This is a genomic window from Halorubrum sp. SD626R (assembly GCF_001261915.1).
In the GTDB taxonomy this organism is placed as follows: domain Archaea; phylum Halobacteriota; class Halobacteria; order Halobacteriales; family Haloferacaceae; genus Halorubrum.
Map to the genome: position 1 here is coordinate 68,660 of NZ_CVRT01000148.1, position 16,436 is coordinate 85,095.

Genomic DNA, 16,436 nt, shown 5'->3' on the forward strand with positions numbered 1-16,436 from the left:
GGAAGTATCAGACGCTCTCACGAAGAGATTCCGTCGAACTAACCGGAAGATGGATGCCGTCTGGCGATATAGTATCGCTCAGACGGCTGGCACAGTTGTGTCGAGATCTTGCCAAGCAGCATGTTGAGGATCCGGACGTACCCGCCGTGCCGGATGACGCGGACGGGTACGCCGAGTGGGTACAGATTGCGTTGATCTTGTATCGCGTCGAACTCGAAAAGAGTCTCCGCGAAACCGAAGGCTATCTCAGCGAAATGCCCGGCATTCTCGCCGTGTTTGATCTTGACGACGCACTGCACTACAGCTCGTTTTGTCAATGGAAAATGAGTACCGGATGCGTGAACTCCGCCGCCTGCTCCGCGCTTCGGCGGAGCAGGCGGGCTGGAGTGGTGAAGCCGCGATTGATGTGAGTGGCTTCCAGCGCGATCAAACCAGCTACCACTACCGCGACCGCGCGAATTACTCGTTCCAGTCGATGAAGACGACGACCTTGATCGACGTGAACTCGCTGGCGATCAAGGACGTTCATTTCACGACGCAGAAGGCAGGGGACAGCCATATCAAGTTGCAGGTCTTCCGCCGGAATACGGAAGACCTGCGTGTGTTGTCTGCTGACGCGAACTATTTGTGAAGCGACCTCCCTGAGGAGTGGTGCTCCAACTCAACGCGACCGTTGATCAAGCACAGGAAGCAGATACTACTACAGAAGGATCATAACGCCCGAATAAACGAAGATTACAGCGGTGGATGAGTGGAACAGGCTTCTCGCACTTGAAGGAAGACGACGACGAAAAGCTTCGCTCCCGGAGCTGGCACGGCCAGTTTCGGGAGCTCACGCGGAAGTGCATCGGGCATAACCTGACCCAGGCGGCGAGTTAGGCTCTCCACCTGCTCTCTTTCTCCGGACGTATCCGGGAGGGGCATCGTCCGTCGTCACTGACACAACGAAGCAAGATAGCATAGTTTTGCCCCTTCGACAACGGCCGTCAGTAACAGCTACTGCATCTTTTGACTGTAAGAACGCGCCTCTGACAGCTTGAGACTACAAACAATCGACCCTACCTCGTCGCTGTCTTGCGTTCAACAAGGCAAAGCATCTTCAAAAATGGGCTCAATCTGTATTTAAAAACACTTCGGCTCCGTCATCACGTCTATCGAAAACCGAGAATGGAAGTGCTCTAACTTATCTTCAAAACTGTGCTCTGAGTCACTAACAATCCACGCCACAAGAGCGTATTGGTAAGAGTTACGCGACACAAAGTAAATCAATCGAGGCCCGGAGCTCTTCGCTCTCGTCGTAGTGCGCCTCTAGAGTCACCGGAATATCGGTACCCCAAGCGATCTTATCAAGCACTGCCATCGATAGCCCATTTGTTTCCGGTGGTCGATGCTGGTCACTCTCGCCGTTGTTGTCGTGGATATGTATAGCGACGACCTCATCTTGTATAGCATCAACGAACGTCTCGGGCTCAAAACAGAGCGTCTCGGCAGTGACTGATAAGTGGCCCGCATCCAGCAGAATTCCGACGTTCTCGGCGTCAAGTGTGTCGAAGAACCGGGTAAACTCCATGGCCTCGCACATCAAGAGATGCTTGTTCGCTCCGTCGACGAGATTCTCCCTATTGAGGACGTTGTTCTCAATAGCGAGGTCGACTCCCTGTTCGTCGCCATAGGTAGCCAGTTCCGCTACCGATTCTTGGAATGTTGTAAACGCTCTCTCATATTCAGCAATCGGGCCAGTGAATTCGAGCGATAACGACGGGTCAGTCCGGAAGCCACTGTGAAAAGAGTACAGTTCTATGTCATTGGCTCCACAGAACTCGATTGCTCGTCGGACGTAGTCCCGACTGCGGCGGAGAATTGTCGAGTCCTGCGAAGCGAGGTTGAGGATAAACGGATTCTTAACCGGTAGGAAGTAGTTGTGACAGATGAGCGGAGTACTCAAATCGAACACTTTTTTTGGAAGACTATCGATACCGCCACAGAACCCGAGTTCGACACCCGGTAGTGCCAGCTCTCTATATCGGTCTAGCGTGTTGTGGTAGTCTCGCTCGTGGCCGAGACAAACCGTTGAGATGTACAACTGGTCCACAGAGAGCATCAGTTGGTTGTCCCGTCGGTGTCGCGCTCTCGTTTGACTTCTGCCGGTGCTCCTGCGGCCACCGTGTTCGCGGGAACGTCGTCCAGTACGACCGACCCTGCACCGACAATAGCACCTTTGCCGATAGTGACGTACTCCTTAATTGTGGTTCCGATGCCGATAAACGCCCCATCACCGACCTCTACCCGACCCGCGATTTTACTCCCCGGTCCGATATGTGCATGGTCGTGTACCTCCGTCTCGTGTTCAACTAGTGCGTCGGTGTTGATAATGACGTTGTTCCCGACGACCGCGTTCGTCGAGACGTTACTGCTGGCAGCAAACACGGATCCGGTACCGAGCTTAGCCGTGGGCGTAATCTCAGCGCTCGGATGGACTGCGTTGACCGGACGCAATTCGTGTTCACGGAGCGTCTCGAAGTGGTCTTGCCGGATGTCGTTGTCACCAACCGCAATGATGAACAAGTTGACGCCGTCTTCGATGAGGCTAGGGATAACCGAGTGGTCGCCCGTCACCTGCACGCCCATAATGTCTTCGTCGGACCCGCGTCGCGTGTTGTCGACGAAAGATTCGACAGTGATATTACGGTCGTGTCGGAGAATATCGTAGACGACTCGTGCATGGCCACCTGCACCGATAATTATCGCTTTCATCTGAGGATGTCTCGGGTTATCGGTTGCCCAGCAGTTACGTGTTCCTGTACTGCTTGACCGAGGACAAGTTCAAGCGCAGCCGGTTCAAGACCGTCGTTCGGTCGCTTGACACTGGTGTTTTCCTCGGTCAAAGAATCACCAGCGGCGATATCCACGGCAGCGTGGAGGCTCGGTCGCATCACCGCCGCGTTCTCCCGTTCGGCCGTTGTCCGTCGTTTCACCGCACTTCCGAGTGATTCCTCGGCGTTTCGAACCGCCGTTACCATCGCGTCGAGTTCATCTGGTTCGAGGGACGCTTCATGATCGGGGCCGTCCATCGAGCGGTCAAGCGTGAAGTGTTTCTCGATGACCGTCGCCCCGAGCGAAACAGCGACGACCGGGGCTTCAATTCCCAACGTATGGTCGGAGTAGCCTACCGGAACGTCAAAGAGATTGTCAAGCGTCTGTATGAACCGCATATTGAGTTGGTCGAAATCAGCTGGATACGTCGAGACGCAGTGGAGCATAGCTACCTGTTCGGCCCCGGCCTCGTTGAGCCAGCCGACTGCCCGGACTATCTCTTCCGGAGTCGCCATCCCCGTCGAGATGATGATTTCCGACCCAGTCTCAGCGGCCCGTTCGAGTAAGGGCTTGTTGACGAGGTCGGCGGAGGCGATTTTGTAACGATCGACTCCCAGTGACGCAAGCAATTCGACGCTCCGTGCGTCGTAGGGCGTCGAGAGGAATTCAATGCCACAGTCTAGGCAGTGCTCCCGCAATTCTCGAAACTCCCCCGGCTGGAGTTCGAGCGACTGTAACATCTCGTATTGATCAATGTTGCCCGACCGCTGTTGGTAACCAGCCGTTTCAGTCCGTTCGGTAACCAATTGCGCTGTATTGAACGTCTGAAACTTCACGGCGTTGGCTCCGGCTTCAACAGCCACATTGACCAGTTCCTTTGCCAGTTCAATATCGCCATTGTGGTTGACGCCGGCTTCCGCGAGAATATAACACGGTTCGTCCGGTCCGATAGTTGATTGCTCCATTGTTTACTCTTGCCCTCTGTCGCCCTTTGATTAATATCTGTCTGTGAGACGTTTGGAATCGATATCCACTTACCCACGCCCTGATCAATACGGGTATGCTTCCTGTCTCCGAACCATGGATTAGTGACCGCGAACTTGAGTTGGTGACTGACGCCGTTAAGCGGGGGTGGATATCACCACGTGGCGAGTATGTCGACCGGTTCGAATCGCTGTTGGCAGAGTTCGTCGGTGTAGACCACGCGCTCGCGACCACAACCGGGACAGCCGCCCTGCATCTCTCACTGGTCGCGGCAGATATCGGGCCCGGTGACGAGGTCATCGTTCCCGATATGACGTGGATAGCATGTGCGAACGTTGTGAGATACGTTGGTGCGACACCGATCTTCGCCGACGTCACCGAAGACAGCTTCACACTCGACCCTGACAGTGTTCGTGACAATGTCACCCCCGACACTGCCGCTTTGATGCCCGTCCATCTCTACGGCCATCCGGCGGATATGAAGCCACTACTGGGTATCGCCCAGTCCCACGATCTCTTTATCCTCGAAGACGCCGCCGAGGCACATGGAGCGATCTACGACGGCGACGCTGTCGGAAGTATCGGCGATGCCGGCTGTTTCAGCTTCTACGGTAATAAGATACTCACAATGGGGCAAGGTGGCGCAATTACCACCGACGACGACGATCTTGCCGACCGGATCCGAACGTACCGGCGGGACGGGATGTCGACTGAACAAAAATATTACCACCCGTCTGTAGGGTACAACTACCGACTGACAAACATTCAGGCGGCCGTCGGCGTCGGTCAACTCGAACGGTCCGAGGAGATACTTGACGCCAAACGACGCGTCGCTGACCGTTACCGAGAGAACCTCACCGGCACCGATCTCAGAGTCCAGGCTGAGCATCCGAAAGCTACGAGCTCCAACTGGATGATCGCAACCGTGTTTGAGACGCGAGAAGACCGACAACGCGTCAGATCAGCCCTTGCGGAGAGGGATATCGAGACTCGGCCGTTCTTCCATCCGCTCCACGACCAACCACCATACCGTGCTGATAGCACCGTCTGTCCGACCTCCAAAACCCTCGCAGAGCGGGGACTGGTACTCCCGTCGGGGCCACGACTAAATCGAGACGAAATCGACCAGGTATGTAAAATCGTCGGGCAGACAAACTGATGATAAGGACTACAGCATCGAAAGTCTATTCAATTAATCCGGTAACAATATCATAATATGGTTTCCGAGCTTTCGGATGAGTCAGTACTTGTAACCGGTGGTGCTGGGTTTATTGGTTCCACAATCGTCAAGCAACTCATTCAGAATGGTAACGAGGTTACGGTTCTAGACAACTTTGTCACCGGGAGTATCAAAAATCTTCAAGATATCGTCTCTGAACTCGACGGTTCCTCAATCGATATCGATGATCAAATCGACATCATAAGCGGGGATTTGCTGCGTTCAGACCTCGAAGACCTTCTTATTTCGAAAGATATAGATTACGTCTTCCATCTTGCGGCAGAGCCGTACATCCCAAGCTGCTATGACCGACCACAGGAATTCTTCTCTGTCAACGCCAACGGGACACTCCGGATCTTGCTCGCCTGTAACGAAGCGGATGTCGAGCGGGTCCTATTATACTCCTCCTCAGAAGTATACGGGACAGCCCAGACCGAAGCCATCGATGAAGACCACCGAACCTACCCACAATCTACCTACGCGGTCAGCAAACTCGCCTCAGACCGATTAGCGTTTACCCTCTATCACGAACAGGACATCCCCGTTGTCATCCTTAGGCAATTCAATTGCTATGGTCCACGTGAAACTCACCCCTACATTATTCCCGAACTCATCGCACAGCTGGCAGACTCGAACGAACTTTCACTGGGGAACGTCGAGGCAAGCCGTGATCTCACGTACGTTACCGACGCGGCCCGTGGTGCCACAAAGCTCATCAACTGTCCTGACGCCGAAGGAGAAGCCGTCAATCTCGGCTACGGTGATGACTTCACCGTTGAGGAACTCGCCTATATGACCGCTGAGCTTATGAACCACGACGACATCAAAATAGACATCGAACACTCACGATTCCGTCCGCTTGACGTGCAGCGGCTTTGTTGTGACTACACGAAAGCCAAGGAACTCATCGATTACGAGCCGACCGTCTCTCTAGAGGACGGGCTGGCTCGAACTGTCGAGTGGTACGAACAACACGGCGAGTGGACTTGGGAAAAAACACTTGAAGACCAACTCTGGTCCGAAACATAAGTTCACAACTCGAATCAAGCACTCTTTTATCCAATAGCCGGAGCAAGCTACCAATGAACGTCTTCGCGGTCATTCCAGCCCGTGGTGGATCCCGGCGCGTGCCTAACAAGAACGTCCGCGAGTTGGCTGGGAAACCGCTCATCGCACATACCATTCAGCAAACGGCAGACGCCGACCTGGTAGACGAGGCTGTCGTCTCAACTGATGATCCAGATATCGCCGCCGTCGCCGAAGACCACGGCGGGCTCGTCCCGTTCGAACGCCCGGCAGAACTAGCTACAGATACCGCCCGGAGTCCGCCAGTCGTTGAACACGCTCTCGACTGGGCGAAACGGGAGCGTGGTCGCCCGGATATCGTTATGATGTTGCAGGTGACAACGCCACTTCGGACGGCCACGGACATTGATAACGCCGTGGTACAACTCCACGACCGCCCGGCGGCCCAGTCGATTATTTCTATCACGGCGTTTGACCCCTCGCCGTTCTGGGCCGTCGAACGAGACGACGACGCATATCTACACGAATTCTTCGATGCTGAAACCCTCTGGACGGATGATCCTCCACGGAGTCAGGACTTGCCGGACCTCCAGTACCCCAACGGTGGGATATTTGCTGCCAGAACCGACGCGTTCGAGCGGTACGGTTCCTTCTATCTCGACCGGACTCTGGGCTACGAGATGCCGCCTGAGCGCTCGGTTGATATCGACGAACCTGCCGACCTTGAGCTCGCTCGGTGTCTGCTAGAACGGTTGTCGTCCGATTAGCCCGCGTAGTCGTACTCCAAGCCAGAACCACTTTTTATTTCATATTAGAACGAAGCTCTTGGAAAAAGACTGTTGACGGCGAGAGCTACAGATGAATGCTATTGCGAATGCCCTGTTGAATAGCGATCTAATCAGCGGTTATCACGGAGTAGAAAGGCGAAGCCGAGGAATTCGACTCTGGCTATGGAGGTCGATCTCCTCGACTTCGTTGAGCAGTGTCGTCGCCTAGTCAAACAAGCGTTGGGGAAGCACGCGGGCGAGCCCGCCAGCGGCGGGTTCGCCCGCTGGAAACACGTCGTTCTCCACTGTCTTCGGCTTGAAGACGACCACAACTACCGCGAGACGCCGAATCGGCTGAAGTACATGGCCGAGATCCGTGACGCACTCGGCTTAGATCCTGACGACCTCCCAGACTACAGCACGATCTACAAATCGTTCGACCGGCTGAAAATGTGGGTATGGCGGGCGCTGCTGCGCGTTTCAGCGCAGCAGCACCCGCAGTCTGGCCACGCCGCACTCGACAGCACGTTCTTCGACCGCCGCTCTGCCTCGTCGTATTACCGCCAGCAGTCAGGAAGCAATATTCAAACGCTGAAAGTCACGACGCTAACCGATAGAGAGTCGCTCGCCGTTCTTGACGTACACATCTCTGCCCGGTAGAAACACGATACAAAGACTGGGCCGCAGGTCGTCCGCCGGAACGCGGACGACCTGCTCTCGGTGGCTGCTGACAAAGCCTTCCACAGTTGGATCACAAAGTACGAGTTCTACGCGCTTGGCGTCGAACCACTCATCCTACAGCGTGGATCGAGGCCACTCACGCTGGGACATAACGCGCTCATCCGTGCAAAAGGCTACTCACAGCGCTGGATGGCCGAGACTTCGTATTCGACAACGAAGCGCTCGCTCGGCGATGCCGTGCGAGCGCTGGGCTGGTATCGACAGTTCCGTGAAATTGTCCTCATGTTCGCCATCTCGAACATAGAACCGGTCTGTGAACCTCTGTAACCATGACTCAGCATCTATTCAACACGGCAATTGCGAAGGAAATTGACTCTATGAAAATCCTGCTACTAAGCCCCTGGTGCGTGAATTAGAAGCAGGGGCTGAGTGAGATCGCGCATCAACAAGTGCAGTAAGCACGTGAAATTAACCGATCTAAGCACCGTGACAGCATGAAGAACGCTCTTGTGGCGTAGATTGTTGGTGAGTCACAGCACGGTTTCGAGCGCCTTTTTCCCTGGTTTGCGGAACACTTTACGGCGGAGCTGAGACCTCAAAAATACGGTGTGAGTCTATCTTTAGAGACCCCCGATGTGGCGGAAGCCACTGTCGCGCCAGCGACCCGTGGCTCTCGCAAGTGTTCACGTGGGCATCTCGATCAACATACTCGTCCTCCTTAAGGGATTCATACGTCTAAAAGCCGTCAATATAGACAGTTAACGACTCCTGCTGGCAGTCAGCCAGCAGGAGTCGAATCTTCGATTCGGTCGCGGCTTTCGCTGGGATCACGTACTGTTCACCACTACCACGATCTGCGGGGACAAATAAAGGGAGCTTGTTCTCAGCGAATGTACCACGCCCACGCGTGGACAGGCTACGCAAGCGCGACGACTGGTCGCGCTCGCAGGAAGCGCTGGACGCGCCGGTAGACCGTCTTGTAGGAAACATCGATCTCTACGTCTAACTGTCTAAAACTCGTGTTGAAGCGGATGTAGGTGTAGACCGCGAGAAACCACTTCCTGAGTGCGACCGCTGAGTGTTCAAAAACGGTGCCTGTCTGATAATCGAGAATTTGATTGCAATCATTATAAAAATACCGCTAAAATACTCGATATCTACCGTACCGAATTACAGATTCGCCACAGCAGCGTGGTCAATAGACGCCGTCACACCAGCGAACCTGTTCAAGCAGGTTCGTGGCGCGACACTCCTAGACGAACGTCTTGATAGGGAACATCGTTTGTCGGGTGATTCGGTCGCCACCCTTGCCCGCTGTGACTTCCAGCTACTGCTGAGAACTCACCAACAATCCTCTACCCAAGAGCGTATTAGTTAACTAGCTTTGTGAGGTTCTGTTCCTCGGTTGATTAGTACACACTATCCTCAAAAACGGAATCAAAATATTCTTATAAATACTGGGATATGAGTAGAATCAAAAATTTCACACATAATCGAGATAGCCTAGCTGTTCTAATCTATCTTTTACAATTCCTTCATCAACCGTGCGATCTTTTTGAGGGCTCTCTGCGTGAATTTCCCGTCTGTTATCCGATTCAATAACCAACCACGGTACTTGTCGAAGTTCGTCAACATATAGGTCTCTCTTATGACTAAAATGCTTGAAATTCAGGGGTGGAAGTGGTTCTCCAAACATATCACCGTGGTCTGCTGTAATTGCAGTTTTACCTTCCATTTCATTAAGCAATTTCTTGGCATAATTGAGAGCTATCTGAATATTCTCGACATATGATTTCTTAAGTTCTTTCTCAGATATATACCCTTTCTCACAGGCTTCTTTTAATTCTCCAACTGTTTCATTAGGTGAAAATGAGCTTGGTAAATCGGATGGCTCCATTCCTGCGAAGACTATGTCTTCTTCCTGAAATAGTCGCTCTCTAATACTTTCAGCGGTGGGACCAAAGAAGGGAACATTTGGTTGCATTAGGTGAATTATGTGTCGTTTATTAGGGTTTTCTTTAATGATAGGCAATGACATTTCAATGACTCTTTCTGGGTAGTGTTCCCGCGGGTGTGAACCCCTATCTTTTCCATACACCGATTCCATCAAGTAGAAAATGTTATCATCGATCAGGCGGGGTGAATGTGGATTCGAAGTTATATATATTGTATCGTGGAATTTTTTCCCCACAAAGGTTTTTTCCTGGAACTCAGTACTATGTGAACCTTGTGAGATGACCTGTTTTAAGTCTCCATTAATGTCATTGTACTTTTCGAAGTAGTCGTATCTAAATCCGTCTAATATGATCAAATTATCCCAATCCTGGGACATAACATCGAATTGATTATTATACTTTTTCTGGTATAGGCGTTTATTCAATGCCTTGTTGATATTCTTTGGGCTACCACTATTTATAATCCGTTTGAATTCTGCTCTAAGCAAGGAAGGATCGTGAATACCCTTTTGTAGATTTTTAATAGATAACTTTTCAGGGATCATAGATAGGTTAATTGGCTTAATCTACCTATAGTTGATGGTCTGCTGGTTCAGTCGAAGATATTTGATAGGTAGATTGTGGCGATACCTGATAAACTCCTATGGCATAATCATTGTTTCTGTCTTGCCCATCAACAGCAATTATTGGAGCTTCGCCGTTGGAGCACGTATGACTGATGTGGTGCATATTTGTTTCGTTCCATTTGCCTTGATGACTAGCAGGGTAAAGAATAGGAGAGGTTCGGACCTCTTCCCAATGAAAAGACTCTCGAGAGAGTTCTGTTATCCGATAATATAACAAATTGGTCCTCTTTGAACGAGGGCCTTGAACAAAAAAGTCAATAAAGTCATCGTTCACAATTGGCTTTCCCCCGGGTCGGAGATCTTGTTTATTCTCTATCGGGCTGCTAGGATGTTCATACCAACCGCTACCAATTAGCGAATCTGAATAATACAGGCGAAGGTTATAATCAAAATCTTCAAAAATACAATACCAATCCCAATCCCACTGGAAAAGGGTTGGATCACCCCTAATTTCTCCATGAATTGCAGTATCAGCCAATTTTAATTCACTAGGGAAATGCTTAAAATTGTAAATTTGCAAATCATTTATTTCCCTTCCTCGGGCAAATGATGGCACCATATACCGCTTTCCTTGGTGCGATATTAATTGAGGGTAGGAATCAGTCATATCAGAGTTGGGTTGCATATCAAGTAAAACACCTTTATAACACCAATATAATCCATTATCTGATTCGTACCAAACAAGGCACGCTCCATTATTTGGATAGCCTGCTTTCGCTGCTTCAGCAAATAAATAATATTTGCCATTTTCATAATGTATAAATGGATCTGCAACCCAATCTACAGCAAAATCTTCTATTTCACTTCCGTCTAGTGCTGGCTGATGAACTTGAGGATGAGGTTCAACAGTTAGACTCTCATAGCTGTCTTTTTTATTGAACCTCCACAGGGGTGGTAGTCGATTTGATAATATTCTCCAACGTTGTTTAATTTTGTAATAAACGAACGGCGGAACTTTATTTGGATTCCTCAAACCACGTAATAATAACTCACTCCATCCCATCCTAATATACTCTATTTTTTATTTAGTTAAAATATACGTGTTCAAGATGGACTCCGCGAGCTCTGTTAGCCGACGCGACCAGGAACGATACGTAAAGGGGACAAACCGACATTGTTCACGCTCGTTGATTTCGGCAGCGGTCAGCGATATGTTCCCGGCGAAATCCGCCAACGAAGCGACCGTGCGACTCCTTTTTGAAAACCGCGAGAAGGAGCCGCTGACCGTCTATACTGACGGACTTCGAGCCTAGGATCCACTCGATGATGACGAGAGTTTCCACCGAGAATCAATAATTCATGATGACGGTGAGTACGTTGATGAGACGCGCACGTGAACACGTGCGAGAGGCGTCTCAAAGGACACAAACTCACAGCTTATCTCAGACCGTTCCAGCTTCGGCGACGAATCCTCTGTAAACTGGGTTGAGAAACACTGAAACAGATTGTCCGAGCAGTTCTCTGACTTACCAACAATATACTTCACACGGCTGTGTTGAATCGCTGTAAGCCGTGGAAATTCACTGTTTGACGAAGCATCTGATGTTATAGACGACACACATCAGCGCAATTTCGTAGAACTCGCGGAACCACCATGACTGCACTCGCACGGCGAAGCCGAGCGAGCGCTTGACAGCCGAGTTCACCGTTTCGCTCATTGAGCGCTGGTTGTAGCGGTTATGGTCGATTCTGGCGTTGTGCGCGTGGTCGTACGGTGCGAAAATGCAGTGCTTGATCAGCGGTCTGATCCCGAGCTCACGCAGGCCTTCACGGAGCGATTGCTTGTCATAGCCTTTATCAGCCGCAAGAGACCGCAGATTGCCCGCGTTCCGGCGGGCGATCTGCTTTGCGAGGTCTGCGTCGCTTCCTTCTCGATTCGTTGAGCAGTGAACGTCAATGACGGCCTGCGACGCTGTATCGACGAGTTTCGTGACTTTGAGCTTCTGGACGCGGTAGCTGATTCGCTGGCAGTAGTGGCGGCTGGCTGGTGAGCGGTCGTAGAACGTGGCGTCAATGGCGGCGTGTTCAGAGAGATCGTGCAGCTGCGCCAACTGGCGCAGCAGCACTCGGCAGACGCTCATGCCGATCCGGTCGAACGCCTTACACAACGTTGACGGAGCGGGGAGATAGACCGCGCTGAGGCCGATCTCTCCGGTTATTTGTGGCATCTCTTTGAGCAAGTCGATCGTCCTACGGTACGACGTATCGAGGTAAATCCGGAGACAATAGAGGGAAACGAGTGCGTAGTCGGCGAATCCGCCGCCCCGGACGGTGGCGGCGGATTCGCCTCCATCGCCAGTAGCTCTTTGAGCAACCGGCACAAATTCCCCGATGAAGCGGGAGATTTGTGTCATAGGCAACCGAATCTTCCCGCTTCAACTCCTTTGATTTAGTGGCCTACTTCGCTGCCGTATAGCGATTCAACACAGCCGTTCACCACTACCGCAATCTGCGAGAACAAACACAGGGAGCTTGTCCTCAGCGTATGCTCCACGCCCACGCGTGGACAGGCCGCGCGGACGTGTTGGTCGAGCTCGCGACCCTTGAGACCCGCTCTCATATATGATTTGTCGATCTCAACAGGGAATCTGAAGTGTGGTTGAGGCGCGTCCAGTGTTTCCTGTGAGCGCTGGACACGCTGGTAGACCGTCTTGTAAGAAACGTCGATCTCTGCGTCTAGCTGCTTGAGACTCGTGTTCAAGCGGATGTAGGTGTAGACGGCGAGAAACCACTTTCTGAGTGCGACCGCAGAATGTTTGAATACGGTGCCAGTTTGATCGTTGATTATGCGGTCGCAATCCTTAGATAGAGATCACTAAACGCCCGATAGCTGCCGTACCGAATCACAGACTCGCCACGGCAGCGTGGGCAATAAACGCCGTCACGCCAGCTAATCTGTGTCAGCAGATTCGCGGCCCGACACTCCGAGACGAACGTCTTGATTGGGAACATCATTCGTCGGGTGACGGGGTCGCGTCACCTTTGTCCGTTGTGACTTCCAGCTACTGCTGGGAACTCACCAACAATCCTCTACCCGAGAGCGTTCGTTTCTGAAATTTAACCGCATCAGCATCAGCTTCTGCGGCAATATCAACCAACTTCTTCACAATTTGTATACTTCCGTTGTGATTGACCCCTGCTTCTGCAATCACGTAGGCCGGTGAATCGGGGGCGATCGAACGATCCCCGAACTGGATTTGCTCCGCCATAACATCTAGCTGTATGTGTAGCTAATAAACAGTTCTTACATCTGAGTAAAGGCCGCGGTGTGACTAACACATCATCTAATAGCTTTCTCAGTTGTAACGGGTGGCGCTAACTCTGGCGCGAACTGTGATTGGCGGTGATGGCATTGAGCTATTCTTGAGATTTCGCTTGCTGCTCCTCGTTTTCGATCACTCTTTTGCTTGGATGGCGTACAGTTCAGCATACTCCCCCTCGGTGTCGAGTAGTTCCCGGTGAGTGCCTGACTCGATGATTTCACCGGCATCGACGGTGTGGATGCGATCCGCATTTTTGACCGTCGAAAGACGGTGAGCGACGGCGATTATCCCGTAATCCCGGTCCATCGCCTCGATCGAACGCTGGACCTGCCGTTCGAGATTGGAGTCAAGATCACTCGTGGCCTCGTCCAGTACGAGGAAGTCTGCGTCTTTGAGAAGGGCTCGAGCGAGCGCAACCCGCTGGCGCTGCCCACCAGAGAGCCGAACGCCGTCGTCACCCAGTTGGGAGTCGTACCCATCGGGGAGTTCCTCTAGGAACTCATCGACTTTCGCGATCTCACAGACCTCTTCGACCTCCCGGCGGATGGCGTCCCGATTACCGATCGTGACGTTGGCTTCGAGGGTGTCGTTGAAAATATAGGGTTGTTGGCGAACCACGGCGATTCGTTCACGCCACTGGTCAATGTCGTATTCCTCGATTGAGGTGCCATCAGCCCGGATATCACCCTCATCTGGGTCATACAGTCGGGCCAGAAGCGAGACGATCGTTGACTTGCCAGCGCCGGACTGACCCACGAAGGCCACGAACTCGCCGCGCTCAACCTCGAATGAGATGCCTTGGAGGACTGGTTCCTCAGGCTCGTAGGCGAAATGGACGTCATCGAACTCGATCTCGTTGACGGACTGAACTGCCTTCTCGCAGTCCGGCTCGATGTTTTCATTGAGTCGATCGAGGAACTCCTGGGTCCGAACGAGATGCGAGATATTCCCTTCGAGATTGTAAAAGAAGCTATTGAGCGAACTCACTCGTGGGGCTAACTGGAACATCGCGATAAGGAAAATACCGAGCTCGCCGAGCGAGAGTCCCGAGTAGGTAAAGCCGACGTAGATGAGGACAAAGATGGTCAAGGCGGCGGCGAGCTGATAGTAGTTCTGAATAGCGGCCTTGTTCCGGGTGATATCGACACTCGAACTGGCGTACTGCTCGATCGACTCGCGAAACGAGGAAAACACCTCATCTGAGAGCCCGAAGAGCTTGACGTCCCGGATCCCCTGGGTACCAGCCTGAACCGCCTCTTGGACCTCTTCGTTTGCCTCGGCAACACGATTACCTACTGTCACCGCAGGCTCGATGACGAAGCGTAGCAGGATCGTGATCCCGCCAAGAAGGACAATGGCCAGTCCGGTCATCGTCGGCGTGATGTACAGCATGACGCCCAGGTAAACTGTGACGAGGAACACATACTCCATCGTCCGGACACCGTCGCGGATGACGCGGCCGGAATACCGCGTTTCAGTAATGATGGCATTGAGCACGTCATCCGATCCTTCCTCGTCGAAGTATCCGATCCGGGCGTCGAGTGCGCTCTCGAAGGCTCGGGTGCGAAGCGATTTTTCGTAGTGTTTCGCGAGAATAGCCCGCAACCAGGCCACCAGGAAGGAGAACGTGTACCGGATGATCATCACGAGCCCGACCCCAATAATCAGATAGCCAAGCGTGAATGGGAGGCCGACAAACTCGTAAAACGCGAGGAAGGTATCGAGTACGGGACCACCGCCCTCAACGGGCCCTTCTGTTTGGGCGACTTCGAGAATCGGATAAATGAATCCCAGGCCAACACCTTCAAGAACCGCCGCGAGGCCACCGAACAGGACCAGACCGAGGGTGAATATGGGACGATAGGCCGCTACGCGACGGAGGGCAGTGATTTTTTCTCTCCACGAGAGTTCATCAGCAGAGGTCATCGAATTGGAGGGAGTTGCCCGTCCGCGTGTATATCGATTGTGAAGTATACTTGTCCGTGAAATCACCCTGTTTTGTGAAAGAGTTACTAAGCAAACCAAATAGTTGAAGCCTGATTTAATCTATTTTCCGGTACCCCTCACTTAGAGTATTAATATACGATCTCTCGCACTTCGTCAGCTGGCCCACCATGTTTTTTCATCACTTTGAGATCTCCCTCAAGTCGTGAAAACCGCTATCGAACACGGCTGACCATTTAATAACGATCAGATCGTCGATATTTGCTCGCTGTCGACAATCTAGCGTTCACGATTTGTCAGTAGCGAACGCCCAGTTCTCATCGTCCGCTCTCACTTGTGTCTATATCTCCTCTATCGGATCTGACAGTAATTGGATTGCGTTTCTATTAGTAGGTCTAGAAATGATTTTTCAGCTATCGACGCAATGGACACTGATGCAGTTCATATCAACAACACCCTGAGTCACGACTGCCGTCATATCCCTCTTACATGTTCGCACCGGGGAACACCGCTGCGGAGACGCAAAGTAGTTCGTAGGTGTCAGGATAGGAATCGCAAGCGCGGACCTTCCCGCAAATCCACTGTGTGGGGGTGAACGCTCCGCTCCGCTTAGGCGTGAGCGTTACCAGTTCATCGTATATTCAGTCATTAATACACAGCTGGCTGAATTCCCTGTCAGACACGGCTTCGAGCGCGGTGCTGACAGCGTCGTGTCGCGACGCGCCACCGTCGTAATCTGCGTACAACACGTTGGTGTCGAAGTAGGACAGTCATCCGTACAGCACATCGTTAATGCCGTCCTCGTCGGTCTCTACGCCCGAATTGAACCGACCGCGACGCATTACCGCCTTCTCTTCGTCTGACAGCGGAACGGACGACTCATGGAACGAATCCATCACCGCCTCGCGCGACTCGTACGCGTCGTCGATGAGCCGCGCCAGCAGCTCTTGCTATGTGACGTTTTGTCCCGTCTGCAGGCGAATCTTCGCCTGTAGCTCTTCCAGACGGGTTTTCGCATCGTCGTGGACTTTTATTGTGGTCGTCATGTGTCGTAGTATCTTCTAAAATCTGGTAAACGTATCCACGAAAGCATGATACCCGCTCAACGGGTGTGAAAGAGACGAACGACGTTCCGACGATGTTGAGTGTCTCGCCGA

11 protein-coding genes and 6 pseudogenes are annotated in these 16,436 nt (G+C 52.2%); 6 read left to right on the forward strand and 11 right to left on the reverse strand.

Going from position 1 to position 16,436, the window contains the following annotated elements; genetic code table 11:
- Positions 1-68 precede the first annotated feature (68 nt).
- A pseudogene (locus SD626R_RS14760) lies at positions 69-879 on the forward strand (IS5 family transposase).
- Positions 880-1,246: 367 nt separating this feature from the next.
- Here the strand turns inward: SD626R_RS14760 and SD626R_RS14765 are convergent.
- From SD626R_RS14765 to neuB, 3 genes are read right to left on the reverse strand one after another with little or no spacing between them, the layout of a single operon-like run.
- Entirely contained in the window at positions 1,247-2,101 is an 855-nt protein-coding gene (locus SD626R_RS14765; protein ID WP_092567087.1) for a sugar phosphate isomerase/epimerase family protein, read from the reverse strand.
- On the reverse strand, positions 2,101-2,754 hold the full coding sequence (locus SD626R_RS14770) for an acetyltransferase (protein WP_092567088.1): 654 nt from the start codon (positions 2,752-2,754) through the stop codon (positions 2,101-2,103). The genes SD626R_RS14765 and SD626R_RS14770 overlap by 1 nt, the downstream gene beginning before the upstream one ends.
- Positions 2,751-3,779 carry an N-acetylneuraminate synthase gene (gene neuB / locus SD626R_RS14775; protein ID WP_092567089.1) on the reverse strand — a complete coding sequence of 343 codons (1,029 nt, stop codon included), beginning with the start codon at positions 3,777-3,779 and terminating at the stop codon, positions 2,751-2,753. Before neuB ends, SD626R_RS14770 begins: the two co-directional genes overlap by 4 nt.
- Positions 3,780-3,874: 95 nt before the next feature.
- Between neuB and SD626R_RS14780 the strand changes: the two genes are divergently transcribed.
- From SD626R_RS14780 to SD626R_RS14795, 4 genes and pseudogenes are all read left to right on the forward strand, one after another.
- Positions 3,875-4,957 carry a DegT/DnrJ/EryC1/StrS family aminotransferase gene (locus SD626R_RS14780; RefSeq protein WP_092567090.1) on the forward strand — a complete coding sequence of 361 codons (1,083 nt, stop codon included), beginning with the start codon at positions 3,875-3,877 and terminating at the stop codon, positions 4,955-4,957.
- A gap of 57 nt (positions 4,958-5,014) precedes the next feature.
- On the forward strand, positions 5,015-6,046 hold the full coding sequence (locus SD626R_RS14785) for a GDP-mannose 4,6-dehydratase (protein ID WP_092567091.1): 1,032 nt from the start codon (positions 5,015-5,017) through the stop codon (positions 6,044-6,046).
- 53 nt (positions 6,047-6,099) lie between these two features.
- On the forward strand, positions 6,100-6,810 hold the full coding sequence (locus tag SD626R_RS14790) for an acylneuraminate cytidylyltransferase family protein (RefSeq protein WP_092567092.1): 711 nt from the start codon (positions 6,100-6,102) through the stop codon (positions 6,808-6,810).
- Positions 6,811-6,993: 183 nt separating this feature from the next.
- Positions 6,994-7,818, forward strand: a pseudogene (locus SD626R_RS14795) (IS5 family transposase).
- 203 nt (positions 7,819-8,021) lie between these two features.
- Here SD626R_RS14795 and SD626R_RS14800 read toward each other — a convergent pair.
- From SD626R_RS14800 to SD626R_RS16595, 3 genes and pseudogenes are all read right to left on the reverse strand, one after another.
- Positions 8,022-8,725: pseudogene (locus SD626R_RS14800) on the reverse strand (IS1595 family transposase).
- A gap of 249 nt (positions 8,726-8,974) precedes the next feature.
- On the reverse strand, positions 8,975-9,991 hold the full coding sequence (locus tag SD626R_RS16590) for a hypothetical protein (RefSeq protein WP_137782502.1): 1,017 nt from the start codon (positions 9,989-9,991) through the stop codon (positions 8,975-8,977).
- A 25-nt stretch (positions 9,992-10,016) separates the two neighbouring features.
- Complete coding sequence (locus tag SD626R_RS16595; RefSeq protein ID WP_137782503.1) at positions 10,017-11,075, reverse strand: glucosamine inositolphosphorylceramide transferase family protein; 1,059 nt, start codon at positions 11,073-11,075, stop codon at positions 10,017-10,019.
- 99 nt (positions 11,076-11,174) lie between these two features.
- Between SD626R_RS16595 and SD626R_RS14805 the strand changes: the two are divergent.
- A pseudogene (locus tag SD626R_RS14805) lies at positions 11,175-11,501 on the forward strand (IS1595 family transposase); the annotation flags it as partial.
- Between the two features lie 91 nt (positions 11,502-11,592).
- Here the strand turns inward: SD626R_RS14805 and SD626R_RS14810 are convergent.
- From SD626R_RS14810 to SD626R_RS17545, 5 genes and pseudogenes are all read right to left on the reverse strand, one after another.
- Positions 11,593-12,426 carry an IS5 family transposase gene (locus SD626R_RS14810; RefSeq protein ID WP_092567093.1) on the reverse strand — a complete coding sequence of 278 codons (834 nt, stop codon included), beginning with the start codon at positions 12,424-12,426 and terminating at the stop codon, positions 11,593-11,595.
- A gap of 75 nt (positions 12,427-12,501) precedes the next feature.
- Positions 12,502-13,024: pseudogene (locus SD626R_RS14815) on the reverse strand (IS1595 family transposase); the annotation flags it as partial.
- Positions 13,025-13,074: 50 nt separating this feature from the next.
- Positions 13,075-13,281 (reverse strand): hypothetical protein, encoded by a 207-nt coding sequence (locus tag SD626R_RS14820; RefSeq protein WP_275552382.1) that lies wholly within the window; start codon positions 13,279-13,281, stop codon positions 13,075-13,077.
- Between the two features lie 186 nt (positions 13,282-13,467).
- Positions 13,468-15,261, reverse strand: a complete 1,794-nt coding sequence (locus SD626R_RS14825) for an ABC transporter ATP-binding protein (protein WP_092567094.1) — start codon at positions 15,259-15,261, stop codon at positions 13,468-13,470.
- A 788-nt stretch (positions 15,262-16,049) separates the two neighbouring features.
- Positions 16,050-16,325: pseudogene (locus SD626R_RS17545) on the reverse strand (hypothetical protein).
- Positions 16,326-16,436: the final 111 nt, after the last annotated feature.